This window comes from Sphingopyxis italica, from assembly GCF_011926545.1.
Lineage (GTDB): Bacteria > Pseudomonadota > Alphaproteobacteria > Sphingomonadales > Sphingomonadaceae > Sphingopyxis > Sphingopyxis italica.
In genome coordinates this window covers 289,082-305,428 of sequence record NZ_JAATIT010000003.1, presented here as the reverse complement: position 1 = coordinate 305,428, position 16,347 = coordinate 289,082, and the positions used below count along the sequence as shown (strand labels likewise).

Here is a 16,347-nt window from a genome sequence, read left to right as displayed (position 1 = left end):
GGCTTTCCCATCGAAAATGTGAAACTATTCGTGCCCATATTGGGCCTCGACAATCGCAGCGTTTACGTAAAACGACTTTTCACAGGGGAGAAGGTCATGCGGAATAATGTCGTCACGGTCGTGACTACGGCCACTTTGATTGCCAGCCAACTTGCCGTGCCCGCGATGCCGCAGGCCACGACATTACCCTATCCGCCGCCGGGCGGTCCACAGATTCAGCCGCCGCGCCCTGGTTATGGCGACGGCTTTGCCGGAACGATCCGCTGCGAATCGCGAAACAACAAGCTCAAGCGCTGCAACGTCCGCACGGACAATCGCGTCGAATTGGCGCGCGTCATCGGCGGGCGCTGTTCGAAAGGGCGCGACTGGGGCTTCACCGCGACGCAGATATGGGTGTCGGGCGGCTGCCGCGCCGAATTCCGCTATGGCTATGCCAATAATGGCGGCTATCCGGTGCCGCTGCCGCAGCCGGTCGACGATTATGCGGGAACGATCCGCTGCGAGTCGCGCAGCAACCGCTATCAGCAATGCAATGTCGCCACGAAAGACCGCGTCGAGCTGGTGCGCCGGCTCGGCGGGCGCTGCAACGCGGGGCGGCAATGGGGCTATACCGCGAACTATGTCTGGGTGAACAACGGGTGCCGTGCCGACTTCGGCTATGGCTATCGCAACGTCCGGCCGCCCGAAAAGGACAAGGACAAGGGGCCGAGCACCGGCCTGATCATCGGCGGTATCGTCGTCGCGGGCGGGCTGCTCGCGCTGCTCGCGAGCCAGAGCAAGAAGAAGAAGGCCGAAGCGGGGGAGCCGGTTCAGGACGGCACGGCAACGCCGACCTATCCTGCGGGCCCCCCGGCGACGCTGAGCGCCAATCTTTCGGCCTTGCCGAGCGCGGCGCGGCCATCGGTGCAGAATTGCATGAACGATGCGGCGCGCCAGATCGGGGTGACCGGCGGCACACGGCTGTCATACGACCGGCTGGTCCACCTCGAGCAGGGCAATGGCGGCTGGCGCATCCGCGCGGCGATGACCGCGACCTATCCCGACGGTGCGCGTGCGATGGAGATGTACTGCCGCGCGACGCCGACGCAGATCATCCAGCTCGACTTCAGTTAGGGTTTGGTCGGCCTTTTCGTCGGGAGCCGGTGGCGTATCTGTTGCACGATGGCGGTTCCGGGGTGGAGAGTTGTCGTTAAAATCCTCCCTGCGGCGAAGCCGTGGGGAGGGGGAGCGAGCGGGAAAAGGAACGCGCGGGGCGCGTTGCTTCCCGCGAGGCGCCGTAGGCGATGGTGGAGGGGCAGCGACGTCGCGTCATAGCCCCTCCGTCAGCGCTCCGCGCTGCCACCTCCTCATGGCTTCGCCACAGGGAGGATCAAGGCCGGTAGCGGACATTTCCACGTTCCGTTCGTGTCGAGCGAAGTCGAGACACCCATCGACGTAGCGCCTAGCTCGATGGGCATCTCGACTTCGCTCGATGCGAACGGATATTTAAGGCGCAACGGCAGCAACCGGCCGAAACCCGTCGCTCCATCCCGATTGCATCTTTCGGTCAAGCCGTGGAAGGGAAGAGCATCTGGCGACGTGAACGGGATTCGGCACGGAATGACGAGAAATGAGGGCCCGCTCGCGGCGATCTGGTCGCGGGCCTATCCGCTGCTGACGGTGACGGCGCTGTTCTGGGCGGGCAATTCGATCGTCGGGCGGGCGGCACGCGATCTGGTGCCGCCCGCGGCTCTGTCCTTCTGGCGTTGGACGTTTGCGCTTTTGCTGCTGCTCCCGCTCGCCTGGCCGCATCTGAAACGCGACTGGCCCGTCCTGCGCGCGAACTGGCCGATCGTCGCGCTGCTCGGTGCGCTGGCAATCGGATCGTTCAATATCCTCCTTTACACCGGCCTGCAGAGCACGACCGCGCTCAACTCGATGCTGATCCAGTCGGCGCTGCCGGCGCTCGTGCTCGTCGTCGGCGCATTGGTGATGGGCGACAGGACGAGCGCACGGCAGATCGCGGGCGTGCTCATCTCGCTCGCCGGGGTGCTGGCGATCATCGCGCGCGGCGATCCCGCGATGCTATGGGGACTCCGGCTCAATATCGGCGATGCGATCATCGGCGGCGCGGTATTGCTGTGGGCGCTTTATTCGGTGCTGCTGCGACGGCGGCCGGTGGTGCATCCGCTAAGCTTTCTCGCGGCGTCGATGGTGGTGGGGATAGCGGTGATCGCGCCCGTCTATGCGCATGAGCTCTGGTCGGGACGGCTGATCGTTCCGGTGGCGGGCAGCGCGCTCGCGATCGCCTATGTCTCGATCTTCCCGTCCTTCCTCGCCTATCTCTTCTTCAATCGCGGGGTCGAACTGATCGGGTCGGCGGCGACCGGGCAATATATGAATGTGATGCCGCTGATGGGCGCAGGGCTGGCGATGCTGTTCCTCGGCGAGGCGCTGCACATGTTTCATGTTGCCGGGCTGGCGCTGATCGTCGCCGGAATTCTCGTTGCGGGACGTGCGCCGCCCGCGGCGCAAGCTTAGGCGAGCGCTTCCTCGACCTGCGCGAGACGGTCCTTGCCAAAGAACATCTCACCGCCGACGAAGAAGGTCGGGATGCCGAACACCCTGCGCGCGACCGCCGCTTCGGTGTTTTGGGCCAGCTTCGCCTTGATCGCGGGCTCCTGCGTGCGCGCGAGCAACGCCGGACCGTCGAAGCCGTTCGCCGACAGGAAAGTCGCGATCACCTCCGGATCGTCCATCTTCAGGCCTTCCTCCCACATCGCGCGGTTCACCACGTCGACATAATCGTCGAGATTGCCTTCGTCCTCGGCGACGATCGCGCCGCGCATGATCGTCAGCGTGTTGACGGGGAAATGTGGATTAATGCGGAATTTGACGAGCTCATGCTTCGCGATGAAGCGGCGCATTTCAAGATTCTCATACGCGAGCTTCGCGGGCGCATCGGCATATTGGACCATCGGCGCCTTGTTGCCTGTCGCCTTGAAGATGCCGCCGAGCAGGCACGGGGTGATGACCAGATCGGCGCCGGTTCGATCGAGGAGTTCGGGGAGCGCCTTCATGCAAAGATAGGCGTTGGGGCTGCCGAAATCGAAAATGAGTTCGAGCGTTTTGGTCACCATTTTTCTCCCCACGGGCGAAGGTCGAGTTCGTGCGTCCACGCGCTTTTGGGCTGATTGTGGAGCATCACATAATTGGCGGCAATGGCCCCGGGGTTCAGGATCAGGTCCTGCGCCTTGGCGTTATCGAAATCGGGATGGCGGCCCTTGATGAATTCGGTGTCGATCGCGCCGTCGATCACCGTGTGCGCGACGTGAATGCCCTGCGGTCCGAGTTCGCGCGCCATCGACTGGGCGAGCATGCGGAGCGCGCCCTTCGCGCCCGCGAAAGCCGCAAAGCCCGATCCACCGCGCAAGGACGCCGTGGCGCCGGTGAAGATGATCGTGCCGCGGCCGCGTGGGCTCATGCGCTTCGCCGCCTCGCGGCCCATCAGGAAACCGCCGAGGCAGGCCATTTCCCAAACCTTTGTGTAAACGCGCACCGTCGTCTCGGCGATCGGGAAGTTCACATTGGCGCCGATATTGAACACCGCGACCTCGACCGCGCCGACCTCGGCCTCGATCTGGTCGAACAGTGCGATCATCGCCTCTTCGTCGCGGGCGTCGGCGGGGAAGGCGCGCGCCTTGTGCCCCTCGTCGCGGATCGACTGCGCGAGCGCTTCGAGTTGCTCGGCGTTTCGTGTCCGGCGGTTGACGCAGGCCGTGAGGCCTTCCGCGGCAAAGACGCGCGCGATGGCGCCGCCGGTGGCGTCGCCGGCTCCGATGATGACGGCTGCGGGATTGGGCATGAGCGACTCTCCTCTTGCGCATCATAGTAACTATGATAATCATAGTGACAAGAGAAAAGACGACAGGAAGGTTTGAATTTGCCCAAACGCGCGGATCTATCGGACACATTCTGCCCCGTCGGCCGCTCGGCCGAACTGCTCGGCGACCGTGCGGTACTTCTGATCCTGCGCGACCTGTTTTTCGGGCGGCGACGGTTCGAGGAGATCGCGGCGAACACTGGGCTCGGTCCGCAGATCGTGTCTGCGCGGCTAAAGCTGCTGGTCGAGCAAGGCGTGATCGAACGCCACGCCTATCGGGAGCGCCCGCCGCGCTACGAATATCGCCTGACCGCAAAGGGCAAGGATCTGTTCGACGTCCTCTATGCGATGCGCAACTGGGCCGAACGCTGGGCCTATGAAGAGGGCGAGACGGGGTCCGGGCCGGCCATGCGCTATACTCATCGCGCTTGCGGCGCCGATGTCGGCACGTCGACCGTCTGCCCCGGCTGCGGCGAGCCGCTGCGCTATGGCGACCTGAGAGGGGAGCCCTCGGCGGCGCTCAAAGCCGAGCAGGCGGCAAAGGCTGGCTGATCAGGCTTTTTCCAGCGTGCATTGCAGCGGATGCTGGTTCTGCCGCGCGGCGTCCATCACCTGATTCACCTTGGTCTCGGCGACCTCGTAACTGAACACGCCGCACACGCCGACGCCCTGCTGGTGAACGTGCAGCATCACCTGCGTCGCCTGTTCGATGTCCATGTTGAAGAAACGCTGGAGCACCATCACGACGAATTCCATCGGCGTATAATCGTCGTTGAGCAGCAGCACCTTGTACATCGAGGGCTTTTTGGCCTTCGCGCGGGTACGCGTCGCGATGCCGACGCCGGGCGTGCCGGGTGTGCCTTCGTCCTTGTCCGCCATGGCGCGGACCGGCTGGATGGTCGAAACTGGAAACATCATGGGCAGGAATATCGCAAGCCGCGGCCGAAGCGCAAGGGGCGCGCGCGCTGATTTTAACCTCTTGTTCGCCAGCTGGCCGGCGCCAAAAAACAAGAACCGCCCGCTTCTGAAAAGAAGCGAGCGGCCTTGGGGTGTCGGCGCAGGCGGGGAGGGAGGGGGAGGGTGCCCGCGCCAACGAGGGAAGTGAAGTCGCTTAGGCGGCCTTCATCTTCGAGGTGATGACCGAAACGCGGTTCGAGATCGGCGCGAAGCTGTCGTTCGTCAGCTTGACGACGAGTTCGCTGGTCTTCGAGGTCTGCGCAACGGCGGCGTCGAACGCCTTCTTGCTGTTTTCGGCATAGAGTTTGAAGAAGTCGGCCGGGGTCTTGACGGCGGTATAGCCCTTCAGCGCGGCGGTCGTGTCTTCGAAGCTCTTGCGAGCATAGGTCACGCCTTCCTGGCCAAGCGTTTCGATGCCCTTGGCAGCGATCTTGCCCGATTCGACGAGGGCTTCGACGTTCGCCTTGTTGAATTCGACGGCTTCCTCAGCGAACTTGCTGGTCTTGCTCATCGCCTCCTTCGCCTTCGCGTTGAAATCGGCGGTCAGGGCTTCGGTGCGGGTCTTCGCTTCGTCGGCGAACTTCTTGACGGTGTCGTTCATGGTCTTGAATCCTTTGGTGGCGGCAGCGACCGGCTTCGGCGCGGCCTTAAGGGGCTTTGATGCAATTTTCACAGTCGCCTTCTTGGGAGCGACCTTCTTGGCAACCGCCTTGGGAGCAGCAGCCTTCTTCGCGGCCGGCTTGGCTTTTGCCTTCACCGTCTTGATCTTTGCAGGGGCCGGTTCGGCCTTCGCTACGGCCGGAGCAGCAGCTTGAACAGGCGCGGCGGGAGTCGCCACCGGCTTGGCCGGGGTTTCCAGCGTCGCGGCTTCAAAAGCCTTTTCGGCACTATCCATCTTGGTAGCCATCGGTGGTACTCCTCTATGTTGCAGTGCACAATATAGGAGCGGCGCGGCGATTTCAAGGATATTTTTGTGCAGTGCACAAAATTCTTGTCGCTACGCCCCGAAAGCAGAATATTCGCTAGATATTACCGCTGTTTGACATAACGGCCTGGGGCGTCTTCGATGGCCTTTTTGGCACCTTCTCCGGGTATGCGCGCGCCTTTGGCTGCGGTTTTTGCGTCATCCTGCTGCGAAATCCAGCCAATCCAGTGCGGCCACCAGCTGCCCTTGGTTTCGCCCGCGCCCGCAACAAACTCATCGAGCGTCGCGGCCTGATTGTCGCCGGTCCAATATTGATATTTGCCCGCCGCGGGCGGGTTGACCACGCCGGCGATGTGCCCCGAACCCGCGAGGACGAAGGTCTTGGGCCCCGACAGATGATCCATTAGCCGCCAGACGCTGGCGAGCGGCGCGATATGATCCTCGCGGCCCGCCTGGATATAGGCGGGGGTCTCGATCTTCTTGAGGTCGATCGGCGTCCCCATCACCGTCAGGCTGTTCGGGATCACCATGCGATTGTCGCGATAGAGGTCGACCAGATATTGCCGGTGCCACTTCGCGGGCAGGTTCGTCGTATCGCCGTTCCAATAAAGGAGGTCGAAGGGCGGATAGTCGTTGCCAAGCAGATAATTGCTGACGACATAATTCCAGATAAGGTCGCGTCCGCGCAAGCTGTTGAAGGTCGCGGCCATATAGCGCCCATCGAGGAAGCCGCCCGCCGACAGCTGCTGGAGCAAGGTCAGATAGCTTTCGTCGACGAACATCTTGAGGTCGCCCGCCAGTTCGAAATCGACCTGCGCGGTAAAGAAGGTCACCGACCGGACCTTGTCGGCCTCGCCGCGCGCAGCGAGCATCGCCAGCGTCGCGGCAAGCGTGGTGCCCGCGACGCAATAGCCGATCGTGTGGACGTGCGGCACGTCAAGAAGCTCGCGCACCGTGTCGATCGCATCGACCTGCGCCGCGATATAATCGTCCCACACGACCTCGCTCATCGACGCGTCGGCCGACTTCCACGACACCATGAAGACGCTGAGCCCCTGTTCGACCGCCCAGGCCACGAAGCTTTTCGCGGGGTTCAAATCGAGGATGTAGAAGCGATTGATCTACGGCGGGAAGATGACGAGCGGGACCGTGAAAACCTGCTTCGTCGTCGGCGCATAATGGATCAGCTGATAAAGATCGGTCTCGTGGATCACCTTGCCTGGCGTCATCGCGATATTCACGCCGACCTCGAACGCGTCGGGATCGACGTGCGAGAGCTGCCCGCGCGACAGGTCGCTCAGCATATGCTTCAAACCCTTGAGCAGGCTTTCGCCGCGCGTTTCGACCGCGCGCTTGATTACTTCGGGATTGGTGAGCGCGAGGTTCGAAGGCGAGAGCGCGTCGGTCATGTTCTTCGCGGCGAACTCCATCTTCGCGCGTGCATGTTCGTCGAGCCCCTGCATCGTGCGGGTCGTTGTGAGCAATTGCTCGGCGAGCAGGCCATAGGTCTGGCGGATCAGTGCGAAGGCGGGGTTTGTAGTCCAGTCGGGATCGGCGAACCGCTTGTCCTTCGGCGCATCGGCGTCCGGCGTGAAGGAGGGCTGGACCGTCGCGAGCGAGGTCCAGAAGGCCACACCCTGTTCCCACATCTTCGACGATTGTTCAGCCCAGAGCTGGGTCGTCGGATTCTGCAGCCAGCTTGCAGGGTCGAACAGGCTCGCGGCGGCGCTGTTGCCCTCGTTCGCCTGACCCAGCGCATATTCGAACATCATCTGCTGCGCGCGGCCCATGACGCTGGCCCAATGCTGCAGATCATCGGGCGACGGCATGAAGGGATTCGGCGTTTCGGTCGTGTCGTCCTTACCCGTATCGCTCATGCTCGTTCCTGCTGGTCAGTGCGGATATAATGCCTATAACAAGCCGCGATGCGGCTGGCGAGACCGCCGCGCGCGTCAATTCAACAGTTAACGCAAAGGAGTTGTTCTAGTTTCCCATGTCCGAAGATGAATTCTATCGCATCAAGCGCCTGCCGCCCTACGTCATCGCTGAAGTGAATGCGATGCGTGCGGCCGCCCGCGCCGCGGGAGAGGACATCATCGACCTGGGGATGGGCAACCCCGACCTGCCGCCGCCCGCGCATGTGATCGAAAAGCTCTGCGAAGTCGCGATGAAGCCCGACGCGCACGGTTATTCGCAGTCGAAGGGCATTCCGGGGCTTCGCCGCGCGCAGGCCAATTATTACGGGCGCCGCTTCAACGTCGAGCTCGACCCCGAAACCGAGGTTGTCGTGACGATGGGGTCGAAGGAGGGGCTTGCGAGCCTCGCGACCGCGATCACCGGCCCCGGCGACGTCGTGCTCGCGCCGAACCCGAGCTATCCGATCCATACCTTCGGCTTCATCATCGCCGGGGCGACCATCCGCAGCGTGCCGACGACGCCCGACGAGAATTACTGGCGCGCGCTCGACCGCGCCATGGCCTTCACCGTCCCGCGCCCGTCGATCCTGGTGGTCAATTATCCGTCGAACCCGACCGCCGAAGCCGTTGATCTCGCCTTCTACGAACGGCTCGTGGCCTGGGCGAAGGAGAATAAGGTCTGGGTGCTCTCGGACCTCGCTTACTCGGAGCTTTATTACGACGGCAACCCGACGCCCTCGATCCTGCAGGTGCCGGGTGCGAAGGATGTCGCGGTTGAATTCACCTCGATGTCGAAAACCTATTCGATGGCGGGCTGGCGTATGGGCTTCGCGGTCGGCAACACAAGGCTGATCGCGGCGATGACGCGGGTGAAGTCCTATCTCGATTATGGCGCCTTCACCCCGATCCAGGCCGCGGCCTGCGCGGCGCTCAACGGCCCGCAGGACATCGTCGCGAAGAACCGCGAGCTGTATCAGAAGCGCCGCGACGTGATGGTCGAAAGCTTCGGCCGCGCCGGATGGGATATTCCGAGCCCGCCGGCGTCGATGTTCGCCTGGGCGCCGCTGCCCCCCGCGCTCAGGGAGATGGGCAGCCTCGAATTTTCCAAGCAGCTTTTGACCCACGCCAAGGTCGCGGTCGCGCCGGGCGTCGGCTATGGCGAGGACGGCGAAGGCTATGTCCGCATCGCAATGGTCGAGAATGAGCAGCGCATCCGGCAGGCGGCGCGCAACGTCCGCAAATTCCTTGCGATGCACGGCGTCAATACGCCGTCGGTCGCAGCCGGGGGATGATGGGCCTCGACGCCGGCGCGATTGCGCAGACGATCCAGCTGTCGGTCACGCCAGTATTCCTGCTGGTCGCGACCGGCAGCTTGCTCAACGTCATTGCGGGGCGCCTCGCGCGCGTCGTCGACCGGTCGCGCAACCTGATGGAACGCTGGGCCGACACCGAAGGCGTCGAGCATGAGCGCATCGTCGCCGAACTGCGCATCGCCGACCGGCGGATGAGGATCATCAACAATTCGATCCTCTCGGCCGTGGCGTGTGGCATCGTCGTCTGCCTGCTCGTCGCGTTGCTGTTCACCCAGGCCTTTACCGGCATCAATCTGGGCGTCGCGGCGTCGTGGGCCTTTGCGGCGGCGATGCTGTTGCTGCTCGTCTCGCTGATCCTCTTTCTCGTCGAGGTCCGCCTCGCGGTGCGCGCGATCCACGTCCCGATGGAATTGCTCGAACTGGAGGACAAGGACTGGAAGCGGCGTCGCGACCGGCGCTGACCGGCCAAAAATTTTTTCCGCGCGCTGTGCGGCGGTCGCCGTAACGGCAATTGCGAGCGGGTATTTCCGGCGCGCCGCAAGGACGTTGACACCGGTCCCTCCGGTCTGCTCCGATGGCGGCGGGAGAGATAAATGACTGATAAGGCCGCTCCGACCCCGGGTATCGCTTCGCCGTCAGCCGATGGCGTTTCCGCACAGACGCGGACGATGCTGTGGATCCTGCTGATCGTCTATATCTTCAATTTCCTCGACCGGCAGATCGTCAATATCCTCGCCGAACCGATCAAGGCCGATCTCGGACTTTCGGATACCCAGCTCGGACTGCTCGCCGGCCCGGCCTTCGCGGTCTTCTATGCGCTGCTCGGTATCCCGATCGCGCGTTACGCCGACAAGGACGGGACGAACCGCGTCCGGCTGATCGCGCTAGCACTCACAATATGGTCGGCGATGACCGCGGTGTGCGGGCTGGCGCAGAATTTCGTGCAATTGCTCTTTGCGCGCATCGGCGTCGGGGTGGGCGAGGCGGGGTGTACGCCTGCGGCGCACTCGCTGATCGCCGACAGCGTGACGCCCGAAAAACGCTCGTCGGCGATCGCCTTCTACGGGCTCGGCGTGCCGATCGGCTCGCTGCTCGGGTTGATCATCGGCGGGATCGTCAACGATCTTTATGGCTGGCGTATCGCGCTGATGCTCGTCGGGGCCCCCGGATTGCTGCTGGCGCTCGTGGTGCTGTTCGTGATGCGCGAACCGCGGCATAGCCGCACGGTCGAAGCCGCGGCGACCGCCGCGGCGGTGACCCCGCTCTCAACGGGCGAAGCGATGCGCGAAATCTTCGCCTCGCGCGCGTTCGTCTATATATTGATCGCGTCGTCGGTGGTCGCTTTCCTCGGTTACGGCAAGGCGCTGTGGACGATCAGCTTCTTCATCCGCAGCCACGGGCTGTCGACCACCGAAGCGGGGCTGTCGATGGCGGTCGTGCTGGGGCTGGCGGGGGTGTTCGGCACCTGGCTCGGCGGCAAGGTCGCCGACAAGTTCGGGCCGCGCGACAAGAAGCACATATTGACCTTGCCCGCCTATGGCATGGCGCTCGCGGCACCGGTGCTGTTCCTCGGCTATCATATGGATAATTGGGTGGTCGCCGTAGCGCTGCTGATCGTGCCGACCATCCTCAACTCGGCCTATTACGGACCGGCCTATGGCTGTGTGCAGGGACTGGTGCGGCCGCAAGCGCGCGCGGTCGCGGCCTCGATCATGCTGTTCGGACAGAATCTGATCGGCCTCGGTTTCGGGCCGTTCCTGTTCGGCGTCCTGTCGGACGCGCTGGCGCCTACCTATGGGCAGGAAAGCGTGCGTTACGTCCTCTATGGCGCGGCGTGGCTCGGCCTCATCCCCGCCTTCTTCTTCTGGCGCGCCAGCCTGCGGCTCGGCCGCGAGCTGAAATCGGGTTAATAGGGCGGATCGACCTTGGCGCGCTGCGCCTTTGCGGCGTCGATCCACCAATTGAGATCCTCGGCGAAGCGCGGAAACAGCCGTTCGAGCTGCTTGCCCTCGTCACCCGCTGGCCGGCCTTCGGCATCGAAGGTTTTGCCGATGCGCGCGACCGGCAGGATCGACGAGATCACCGCCATGCCCATTTCGCCCAAAATGTCGCGCCATCCCATCATCGCGCGCACCCCGGCGAAGGACCCCGCCGAGTAACAGGCGATCGCGGCGGGGCGCCAGAACCATTCCTCGAGGAAATGGTCGGTGAGGTTCTTGAGCCCCGGCTGCGGCCCCCAATTATATTCGCCGGTCACGAACAGAAAGCCGTCGGCCGCGCGGAGCTTGCCTGCAAGCTCCTCCATCGCCGCGGGCGCTTCGCCCTTTGGATACTCTTTGTACATGCGGTCGAGCATCGGCAGGTCGACAGCCTTCGCGTCGATGAGTTCGGCGCGGTCGCCGCGCGCATCGATGGCGTCGACGAGCCAGCGCGCGAGCTTGATGCCCTGCCGGTCGCGGCGATAGCTGCCGTAGAAGACGAGGATATGGCGCGGCATGGGCTCACCTTGGAATGGATTGGGGGTCGCGAGCACCTTACGCCTTAGGTTGCCCGATGTCAGCCGCCCGGCACGCGGCCGATGCGTCGCCTCGTCCACAGTCAACTCCGCGGCGAATGGCAGTTCAGCGACGAGCCGTCGGCTTGCGTCCGGTCGCCGCCTCCATGCGACGACCGGCGCTTTGGGCTCAGTCGCTGAACGGGTCGCGGATCAGGATCGTGTCCTCGCGCTCGGGGCTGGTCGATACGAGCGCGATCGGGGTTTCGATCAATTCCTGCACGCGCTGGATATATTTGATCGCCTGCGCGGGCAGGTCGGCATAGCTGCGCGCGCCGGCGGTCGATTCGTGCCAGCCGTCCATTTCCTCGTAGATCGGCTCGACCTCGGCCTGATCGGCCGAATGCGCCGGGAAATAGTCGAGGATTTTCCCGCGAAGGCGATAGCCGGTGCAGATGCGGATCGTGTCGAAGCCGTCGAGCACGTCGAGCTTGGTGAGCGCGATGCCGGTGACGCCCGATACTGCGCAGCTCTGCCGCACAAGCACCGCGTCGAACCAGCCGCAGCGACGCTTGCGTCCCGTGACGGTGCCGAATTCATGCCCGCGCTCGCCGAGCTTCTGGCCGGTCGCATCCTCGAGCTCGGTCGGGAAGGGGCCGCTGCCGACGCGCGTCGTATAGGCCTTGGCAATGCCGAGCACGAAGCCGACCGCCGACGGGCCGAGGCCCGAACCGCTCGCCGCGGTGCCGCTCACCGTGTTCGAACTGGTGACGAAGGGATAGGTGCCGTGGTCGATGTCGAGCAGCACGCCCTGCGCGCCTTCGAACAGGATGCGCGCGCCGGCCTTGCGGACCTTTTTCAGGCGCTTCCACACCGGCTGCGCATATTCGAGCACATAGTCGGCGATTTCGGAGAGGTCGGCGATCAGGCGCTCGCGGTCGATCGGCGGCTCGCCGAACCCGGCGCGCAGCGCGTCGTGGTGCGCGGTCAGGCGGTCGAGCTGGGGTTCGAGCTTGTCGAGGTGGGCGAGGTCGCAAACACGGATCGCGCGGCGGCCGACCTTGTCCTCATAGGCGGGGCCGATACCGCGGCCGGTGGTGCCGATCTTGCCCGCGCCCGCGGCGGTCTCGCGCAGCGCGTCGAGGTCGCGGTGAAACGGCAGGATCAGCGCGCAATTGTCGGCGATCGCGAAATTCTCGGGATTGATGGCGACACCCTGGCCGCGCAGCTTGGTAATCTCGTCGCGCAGCGCCCACGGGTCGAGGACGACGCCGTTGCCGATGATCGACAGCGTGCCGGTGACGATGCCCGAGGGGAGCAGCGATAGCTTGTAGACCTGCTCGCCGACGACGAGCGTATGGCCGGCATTGTGACCGCCCTGGAAACGGACCACGGCGTCGGCGCGGCTGGCGAGCCAGTCGACGATCTTGCCCTTGCCCTCGTCGCCCCATTGCGACCCGATGACGGTAACATTTGCCATGATGCTGTCCTGCTGTGCGGGGTCATCCTGACCCGGCGCGGCCTTAGCGGATTTGGCCGTAGAGGCAAGGGCAGTGGCATGGTTGCGCCGCTCTTTTTGGCGGAGTAGCGAGGCGGACGGAAGGATGTCCGCGATGATCGAACCCAATGCCCCCTATCATGCCCATATCTATTTCGACGATGCCGAGCGCGCCGCCGCTACCGAATTGCGCGAAGGGTTCGGGCGCGACGCGGAGATCCTGTTCGTTGGTGATATGACCGACGGCGCCGCGGGGCCACACCCTATCGCGCAATACGAGGTGCATTTCCTCGGTGCTGCGGTTCCCGCGATCGTTGCGATGATCGAGGCGACGGGACTTCGCGCGCTGGTCCATCCGCTGACCGACAACGATCTCGCCGATCATACGACGCGGGCACACTGGATCGGTGAGCCGGTCGAACTCGATGTGACCGTGCTCGATCCGCCCGGCGTCAATCAGGGCATTCCGCGCTTTGGGGTATCGGACTATTAAGCTTCGACCGGTCCGTCAGGACCGAGAATGAACCCGCAACCGAGCGCCCGCGCATCGTCGCTTTCGGACAGCGCCGTGACCGTCTGCCAATCGTCGGCACGCAGGCTCGCCGCGAGCGCCGGGTCGTGGCCGAGCGGCAGGAAGATGCGGCGGTCGGCGTCATTTTCTGCGCCAAGTCCGGCGTCGATCAGCGGATCGGGATAGAGCGAGAAGCCGACGGCCGATTCTTCCTGTTCGCCGACGGGAATCGAGTAGCCGCCGCCGCGGCCGACCGCGTCGCCTTGTCCGGGCACGAAGATCTGAAAACCGAACCAGCTTTGATAGGCGAAACCGTGACGCTCGGTCGGATCGAGCGTCAGCGTCACGCGCTCGCGAACCGGCGCGGCGATCGCTTCGAGTGCGTCGATGCGCGCGGTGAGGACGCCGCTGGTGTCGAACGCACGCAGATCCGCAATCGCTTGATCGAACGGCCCCGTGGCGCGGAGCAGCGGCAGATAGGCCTCGGCGCCGAGCCGCGTGAGCGCGCCCGCATCCTTGGCGTCGAGTTCGTCGCGCAATTGCTGGATATCGGCATCGACCGGAAGCGGGCCGTTCGCGAGGAGGTCGACGACGTCGGGCAGGGTGAAGTCGATGGTCACCGGGCCGATCCCTGCCGCTTCCAGCGCGTCAATCGCGACGGTGACGATCTCGCGCGCCGCGGCGACGCTGTCGCTACCGATCAGCTCGGCACCGACCTGCAGCATCTCGCGCGCGGGGCGAAGCTGGCTCGCGCGCAGTTTGACGACCTGACCGGCATAGCAGAGGCGGAGCGGGCGGGGCGCTTTCGCGAGCAGCGACGTGGCGATGCGGCCGACCTGCCGCGTGATGTCGGGGCGCAGCGCGAGGGTGCGCTGCGACACCGGGTCGGTGAATCGGAGCAGGTCGCGGGTCGAGCGGTCGTCATCGCCGCCGAGCGTCTCGCGAAACTCCGCGAGCGGCGGCGAGACGCGGCCATAGCCATGCGCACGCATCGCATCGACCAGCGCGCGCGTAACGCGCGACGCGGCCTCCGCCTGGCGGGGGAGGCGGTCGCGGAGGCCTTCGGGCAGCAGGGCAGGGGCCTTGGTCATGGGTGCGGCCTTAGAACGGCGGAGGGCGGAGTCAATAACTCCCCTCCCACTTGTGGGAGGGGTCGGGGGGAGGGCCTGTTAATTCAAGCCCGCCCTCGACATGCCCTCCCCTAACCCCTCCCGCAAGCGGGAGGGGGACTTAAGGTCAGAACTTCAAACCCTTCACCGTCTTCACGCCGGGAAGCTGGCAAAGCTGCCACAGAAGCGGTTCGGGCATCGGCGAATCGAGCGACAACAGCAGCACCGCTTCGCCGCCGGCATCGCGGCGGCCGAGGTGGAAGGTGCCGATGTTGAGCCCCGCTTCGCCGAGCGCGGTGCCGATGCGGCCGATGAAGCCCGGCGCGTCCTCGTTGACGATGTAGAGCATATGACCGTCGAGGTCGGCCTCGACCTTGATCCCGAACATTTCGACCAGGCGCGGGTCGCCGTTGCTGAACAGCGTGCCCGCGACCGAGCGATCACCCTGTTCGGTGGCGACGGTGACGCGGACGAGCGTGTGGTAATCGCCGTCGCGGTCGTGGCGCACTTCGCGCACGTCGAGCCCGCGTTCGCGCGCGAGATGCGGCGCGTTGACCATGTTCACGCTGTCCGAATAGCGGCGCATCAGGCCGGTCAGCACCGCGGCGGTGATCGGCTTGAGGTTGAGTTCGGCGGCGGCGCCCTCGACCTCGACCGAGATCGTCGTGAGATTGTCGTGCGCGAGCTGGCCGACGAGGCTGCCGAGCTTTTCGGCGAGGCTCATATAGGGGCGCAGCTTCGGCGCCTCCTCAGCCGACAGGCTCGGGACGTTGAGCGCGTTGGTGATGCCGCCGGTGAGCAGGTAATCCGACAGCTGTTCGGCCACCTGGATCGCGACATTGACCTGCGCTTCGTCGGTCGACGCGCCGAGGTGCGGCGTGCAGATGAAGTTAGGGGCGCCGAACAGCGGGTGATCAGCCGCCGGCGGTTCCTGCGCGAAAACATCGAGCGCCGCGCCCGCGACATGGCCCGATTTCAGCGCGGCTTCGAGCGCCGCTTCGTCGATCAGCCCGCCGCGCGCGCAGTTGATGATGCGCACGCCCTTCTTGGCCTTCGCCAGATTTTCCTTCGACAGGATGTTGCGCGTCTGGTCGGTCAGCGGCGTATGCAGCGTGATGAAATCGGCCTTGGCGAGCAAGGTATCGAGATCGGCCTTTTCGACGCCGAGTTCGATCGCGCGCTCGGGGGTCAGGAAGGGATCGAAGGCGACGACCTTCATGCGCAGGCCCAGCGCGCGCTCGGCGACGATGCTGCCAATATTGCCGCAGCCGATCAGGCCGAGCGTCTTCGAGGTCAGCTCGACGCCCATGAAATCATTCTTCGGCCATTTGCCCGCCTGGGTTCCCGTGTTGGCTTCAGGAATCTGGCGCGCGAGGGCGAACATCATCGCGATGGCATGTTCGGCGGTGGTGATGCTGTTGCCGAAGGGCGTATTCATCACGATGACACCCTTCTTCGACGCTTCGGGAATGTCGACATTGTCGACGCCGATCCCGGCGCGGCCGACGACTTTCAGGTTCGTCGCGGCGGCGAGCACGTCGGCGGTGACCTTGGTGGCCGAGCGGATCGCGAGGCCGTCATAGTCGCCGATCATCGCGATCAGCTCGTCCTTGGTCTTGCCGGTGATGACATCGACGTCGATGCCGCGTTCCTTGAAGATCGCTTCGGCTTTGGGGTCCATCTTGTCGCTGATGAGGACTTTGGGTTGGGTCATTTCGATATTCCTTTAACCTCGTCATTCCCGCGAAAGCGGGAACCCAGT

At 64.4% G+C, this 16,347-nt stretch carries 16 protein-coding genes and 1 pseudogene; 8 read left to right on the top strand and 9 right to left on the bottom strand.

Annotation, left to right across the window (positions count from 1 at the left end):
- Window positions 1–96 precede the first annotated feature (96 nt).
- Together GGR90_RS12710 and GGR90_RS12705 are read left to right on the top strand one after the other, a co-directional pair.
- Entirely contained in the window at window positions 97–1,113 is a 1,017-nt protein-coding gene (locus GGR90_RS12710; protein WP_167921824.1) for a DUF3011 domain-containing protein, read from the top strand.
- Window positions 1,114–1,599: 486 nt separating this feature from the next.
- Window positions 1,600–2,520, top strand: a complete 921-nt coding sequence (locus GGR90_RS12705) for a DMT family transporter (protein ID WP_167921823.1) — start codon at window positions 1,600–1,602, stop codon at window positions 2,518–2,520.
- Here GGR90_RS12705 and GGR90_RS12700 read toward each other — a convergent pair.
- Together GGR90_RS12700 and GGR90_RS12695 are read right to left on the bottom strand one after the other, a co-directional pair.
- Window positions 2,517–3,119, bottom strand: coding sequence for a 2-hydroxychromene-2-carboxylate isomerase (locus GGR90_RS12700; RefSeq protein WP_167921822.1), 603 nt, complete (start codon window positions 3,117–3,119; stop codon window positions 2,517–2,519). The two genes, GGR90_RS12705 and GGR90_RS12700, sit on opposite strands and share 4 nt — an antisense overlap.
- On the bottom strand, window positions 3,113–3,844 hold the full coding sequence (locus GGR90_RS12695; RefSeq protein WP_167921821.1) for an SDR family NAD(P)-dependent oxidoreductase: 732 nt from the start codon (window positions 3,842–3,844) through the stop codon (window positions 3,113–3,115). Before GGR90_RS12695 ends, GGR90_RS12700 begins: the two co-directional genes overlap by 7 nt.
- Before the next feature lie 78 nt (window positions 3,845–3,922).
- Here GGR90_RS12695 and GGR90_RS12690 point away from each other — a divergent pair, with 78 nt between their 5' ends.
- Window positions 3,923–4,414, top strand: coding sequence for a winged helix-turn-helix transcriptional regulator (locus GGR90_RS12690; protein ID WP_167921820.1), 492 nt, complete (start codon window positions 3,923–3,925; stop codon window positions 4,412–4,414).
- Here GGR90_RS12690 and clpS read toward each other — a convergent pair whose 3' ends face one another.
- Together clpS and GGR90_RS19505 are read right to left on the bottom strand one after the other, a co-directional pair.
- Window positions 4,415–4,777 (bottom strand): ATP-dependent Clp protease adapter ClpS, encoded by a 363-nt coding sequence (gene clpS / locus GGR90_RS12685; protein ID WP_381449594.1) that lies wholly within the window; start codon window positions 4,775–4,777, stop codon window positions 4,415–4,417. It abuts the gene before it with no gap.
- 196 nt (window positions 4,778–4,973) lie between these two features.
- Window positions 4,974–5,420: a phasin family protein gene (locus GGR90_RS19505; RefSeq protein ID WP_245198653.1), complete on the bottom strand. Its 447-nt coding sequence runs from the start codon at window positions 5,418–5,420 to the stop codon at window positions 4,974–4,976.
- On the opposite strand from GGR90_RS19505, the gene GGR90_RS19500 reads away from it, so the two are divergent.
- Window positions 5,404–5,634: a hypothetical protein gene (locus GGR90_RS19500; RefSeq protein WP_245198652.1), complete on the top strand. Its 231-nt coding sequence runs from the start codon at window positions 5,404–5,406 to the stop codon at window positions 5,632–5,634. The two genes, GGR90_RS19505 and GGR90_RS19500, sit on opposite strands and share 17 nt — an antisense overlap.
- 214 nt (window positions 5,635–5,848) lie before the next feature.
- Here the strand turns inward: GGR90_RS19500 and GGR90_RS12675 are convergent.
- Window positions 5,849–7,621 (bottom strand): annotated as a pseudogene (locus GGR90_RS12675) (PHA/PHB synthase family protein).
- Between the two features lie 116 nt (window positions 7,622–7,737).
- Between GGR90_RS12675 and GGR90_RS12670 the strand changes: the two are divergent.
- The 3 genes from GGR90_RS12670 (at window position 7,738) to GGR90_RS12660 (ending at window position 10,883) form a co-directional block, all read left to right on the top strand.
- Window positions 7,738–8,952: an LL-diaminopimelate aminotransferase gene (locus GGR90_RS12670; RefSeq protein WP_167921817.1), complete on the top strand. Its 1,215-nt coding sequence runs from the start codon at window positions 7,738–7,740 to the stop codon at window positions 8,950–8,952.
- Window positions 8,949–9,434: a DUF2721 domain-containing protein gene (locus GGR90_RS12665; protein ID WP_245198651.1), complete on the top strand. Its 486-nt coding sequence runs from the start codon at window positions 8,949–8,951 to the stop codon at window positions 9,432–9,434. The genes GGR90_RS12670 and GGR90_RS12665 overlap by 4 nt, the downstream gene beginning before the upstream one ends.
- Window positions 9,435–9,566: 132 nt before the next feature.
- Window positions 9,567–10,883 (top strand): spinster family MFS transporter, encoded by a 1,317-nt coding sequence (locus GGR90_RS12660; protein WP_167921816.1) that lies wholly within the window; start codon window positions 9,567–9,569, stop codon window positions 10,881–10,883.
- On the opposite strand, the gene GGR90_RS12655 is transcribed toward GGR90_RS12660, so the two are convergent.
- Window positions 10,880–11,470: an NADPH-dependent FMN reductase gene (locus tag GGR90_RS12655; RefSeq protein WP_167921815.1), complete on the bottom strand. Its 591-nt coding sequence runs from the start codon at window positions 11,468–11,470 to the stop codon at window positions 10,880–10,882. The two genes, GGR90_RS12660 and GGR90_RS12655, sit on opposite strands and share 4 nt — an antisense overlap.
- Window positions 11,471–11,657: 187 nt before the next feature.
- The gene (locus GGR90_RS12650; RefSeq protein ID WP_167921814.1) at window positions 11,658–12,947 is read right to left on the bottom strand and encodes an adenylosuccinate synthase; all 1,290 of its coding nucleotides are present in this window, start codon (window positions 12,945–12,947) and stop codon (window positions 11,658–11,660) included.
- Between the two features lie 133 nt (window positions 12,948–13,080).
- Here GGR90_RS12650 and GGR90_RS12645 point away from each other — a divergent pair, with 133 nt between their 5' ends.
- Entirely contained in the window at window positions 13,081–13,458 is a 378-nt protein-coding gene (locus GGR90_RS12645; protein WP_167921813.1) for a DOPA 4,5-dioxygenase family protein, read from the top strand.
- On the opposite strand, the gene GGR90_RS12640 is transcribed toward GGR90_RS12645, so the two are convergent.
- Both GGR90_RS12640 and serA read right to left on the bottom strand, forming a co-directional pair.
- Window positions 13,455–14,567, bottom strand: coding sequence for an ATP phosphoribosyltransferase regulatory subunit (locus GGR90_RS12640; protein ID WP_167921812.1), 1,113 nt, complete (start codon window positions 14,565–14,567; stop codon window positions 13,455–13,457). The genes GGR90_RS12645 and GGR90_RS12640 overlap by 4 nt on opposite strands.
- A 145-nt stretch (window positions 14,568–14,712) precedes the next feature.
- The gene (gene serA / locus GGR90_RS12635; RefSeq protein ID WP_167921811.1) at window positions 14,713–16,299 is read right to left on the bottom strand and encodes a phosphoglycerate dehydrogenase; all 1,587 of its coding nucleotides are present in this window, start codon (window positions 16,297–16,299) and stop codon (window positions 14,713–14,715) included.
- Between the last annotated feature and the right edge of the window lie 48 nt (window positions 16,300–16,347).

What these genes read in the sequence shown, in the direction of transcription:
- GGR90_RS12710 (WP_167921824.1), top strand. Translation starts at nt 97, where the DNA reads ATGCGGAATAATGTCGTCACGGTCGTGACTACGGCCACTTTGATTGCC.
- GGR90_RS12705 (WP_167921823.1), top strand. Translation starts at nt 1,600, where the DNA reads ATGACGAGAAATGAGGGCCCGCTCGCGGCGATCTGGTCGCGGGCCTAT.
- GGR90_RS12700 (WP_167921822.1), bottom strand. Translation starts at nt 3,119, where the DNA reads ATGGTGACCAAAACGCTCGAACTCATTTTCGATTTCGGCAGCCCCAAC.
- GGR90_RS12695 (WP_167921821.1), bottom strand. Translation starts at nt 3,844, where the DNA reads ATGCCCAATCCCGCAGCCGTCATCATCGGAGCCGGCGACGCCACCGGC.
- clpS (WP_381449594.1), bottom strand. Translation starts at nt 4,777, where the DNA reads ATGTTTCCAGTTTCGACCATCCAGCCGGTCCGCGCCATGGCGGACAAG.
- GGR90_RS19505 (WP_245198653.1), bottom strand. Translation starts at nt 5,420, where the DNA reads ATGAACGACACCGTCAAGAAGTTCGCCGACGAAGCGAAGACCCGCACC.
- GGR90_RS12670 (WP_167921817.1), top strand. Translation starts at nt 7,738, where the DNA reads ATGTCCGAAGATGAATTCTATCGCATCAAGCGCCTGCCGCCCTACGTC.
- GGR90_RS12665 (WP_245198651.1), top strand. Translation starts at nt 8,949, where the DNA reads ATGATGGGCCTCGACGCCGGCGCGATTGCGCAGACGATCCAGCTGTCG.
- GGR90_RS12660 (WP_167921816.1), top strand. Translation starts at nt 9,567, where the DNA reads ATGACTGATAAGGCCGCTCCGACCCCGGGTATCGCTTCGCCGTCAGCC.
- GGR90_RS12655 (WP_167921815.1), bottom strand. Translation starts at nt 11,470, where the DNA reads ATGCCGCGCCATATCCTCGTCTTCTACGGCAGCTATCGCCGCGACCGG.
- GGR90_RS12650 (WP_167921814.1), bottom strand. Translation starts at nt 12,947, where the DNA reads ATGGCAAATGTTACCGTCATCGGGTCGCAATGGGGCGACGAGGGCAAG.
- GGR90_RS12645 (WP_167921813.1), top strand. Translation starts at nt 13,081, where the DNA reads ATGATCGAACCCAATGCCCCCTATCATGCCCATATCTATTTCGACGAT.
- GGR90_RS12640 (WP_167921812.1), bottom strand. Translation starts at nt 14,567, where the DNA reads ATGACCAAGGCCCCTGCCCTGCTGCCCGAAGGCCTCCGCGACCGCCTC.
- serA (WP_167921811.1), bottom strand. Translation starts at nt 16,299, where the DNA reads ATGACCCAACCCAAAGTCCTCATCAGCGACAAGATGGACCCCAAAGCC.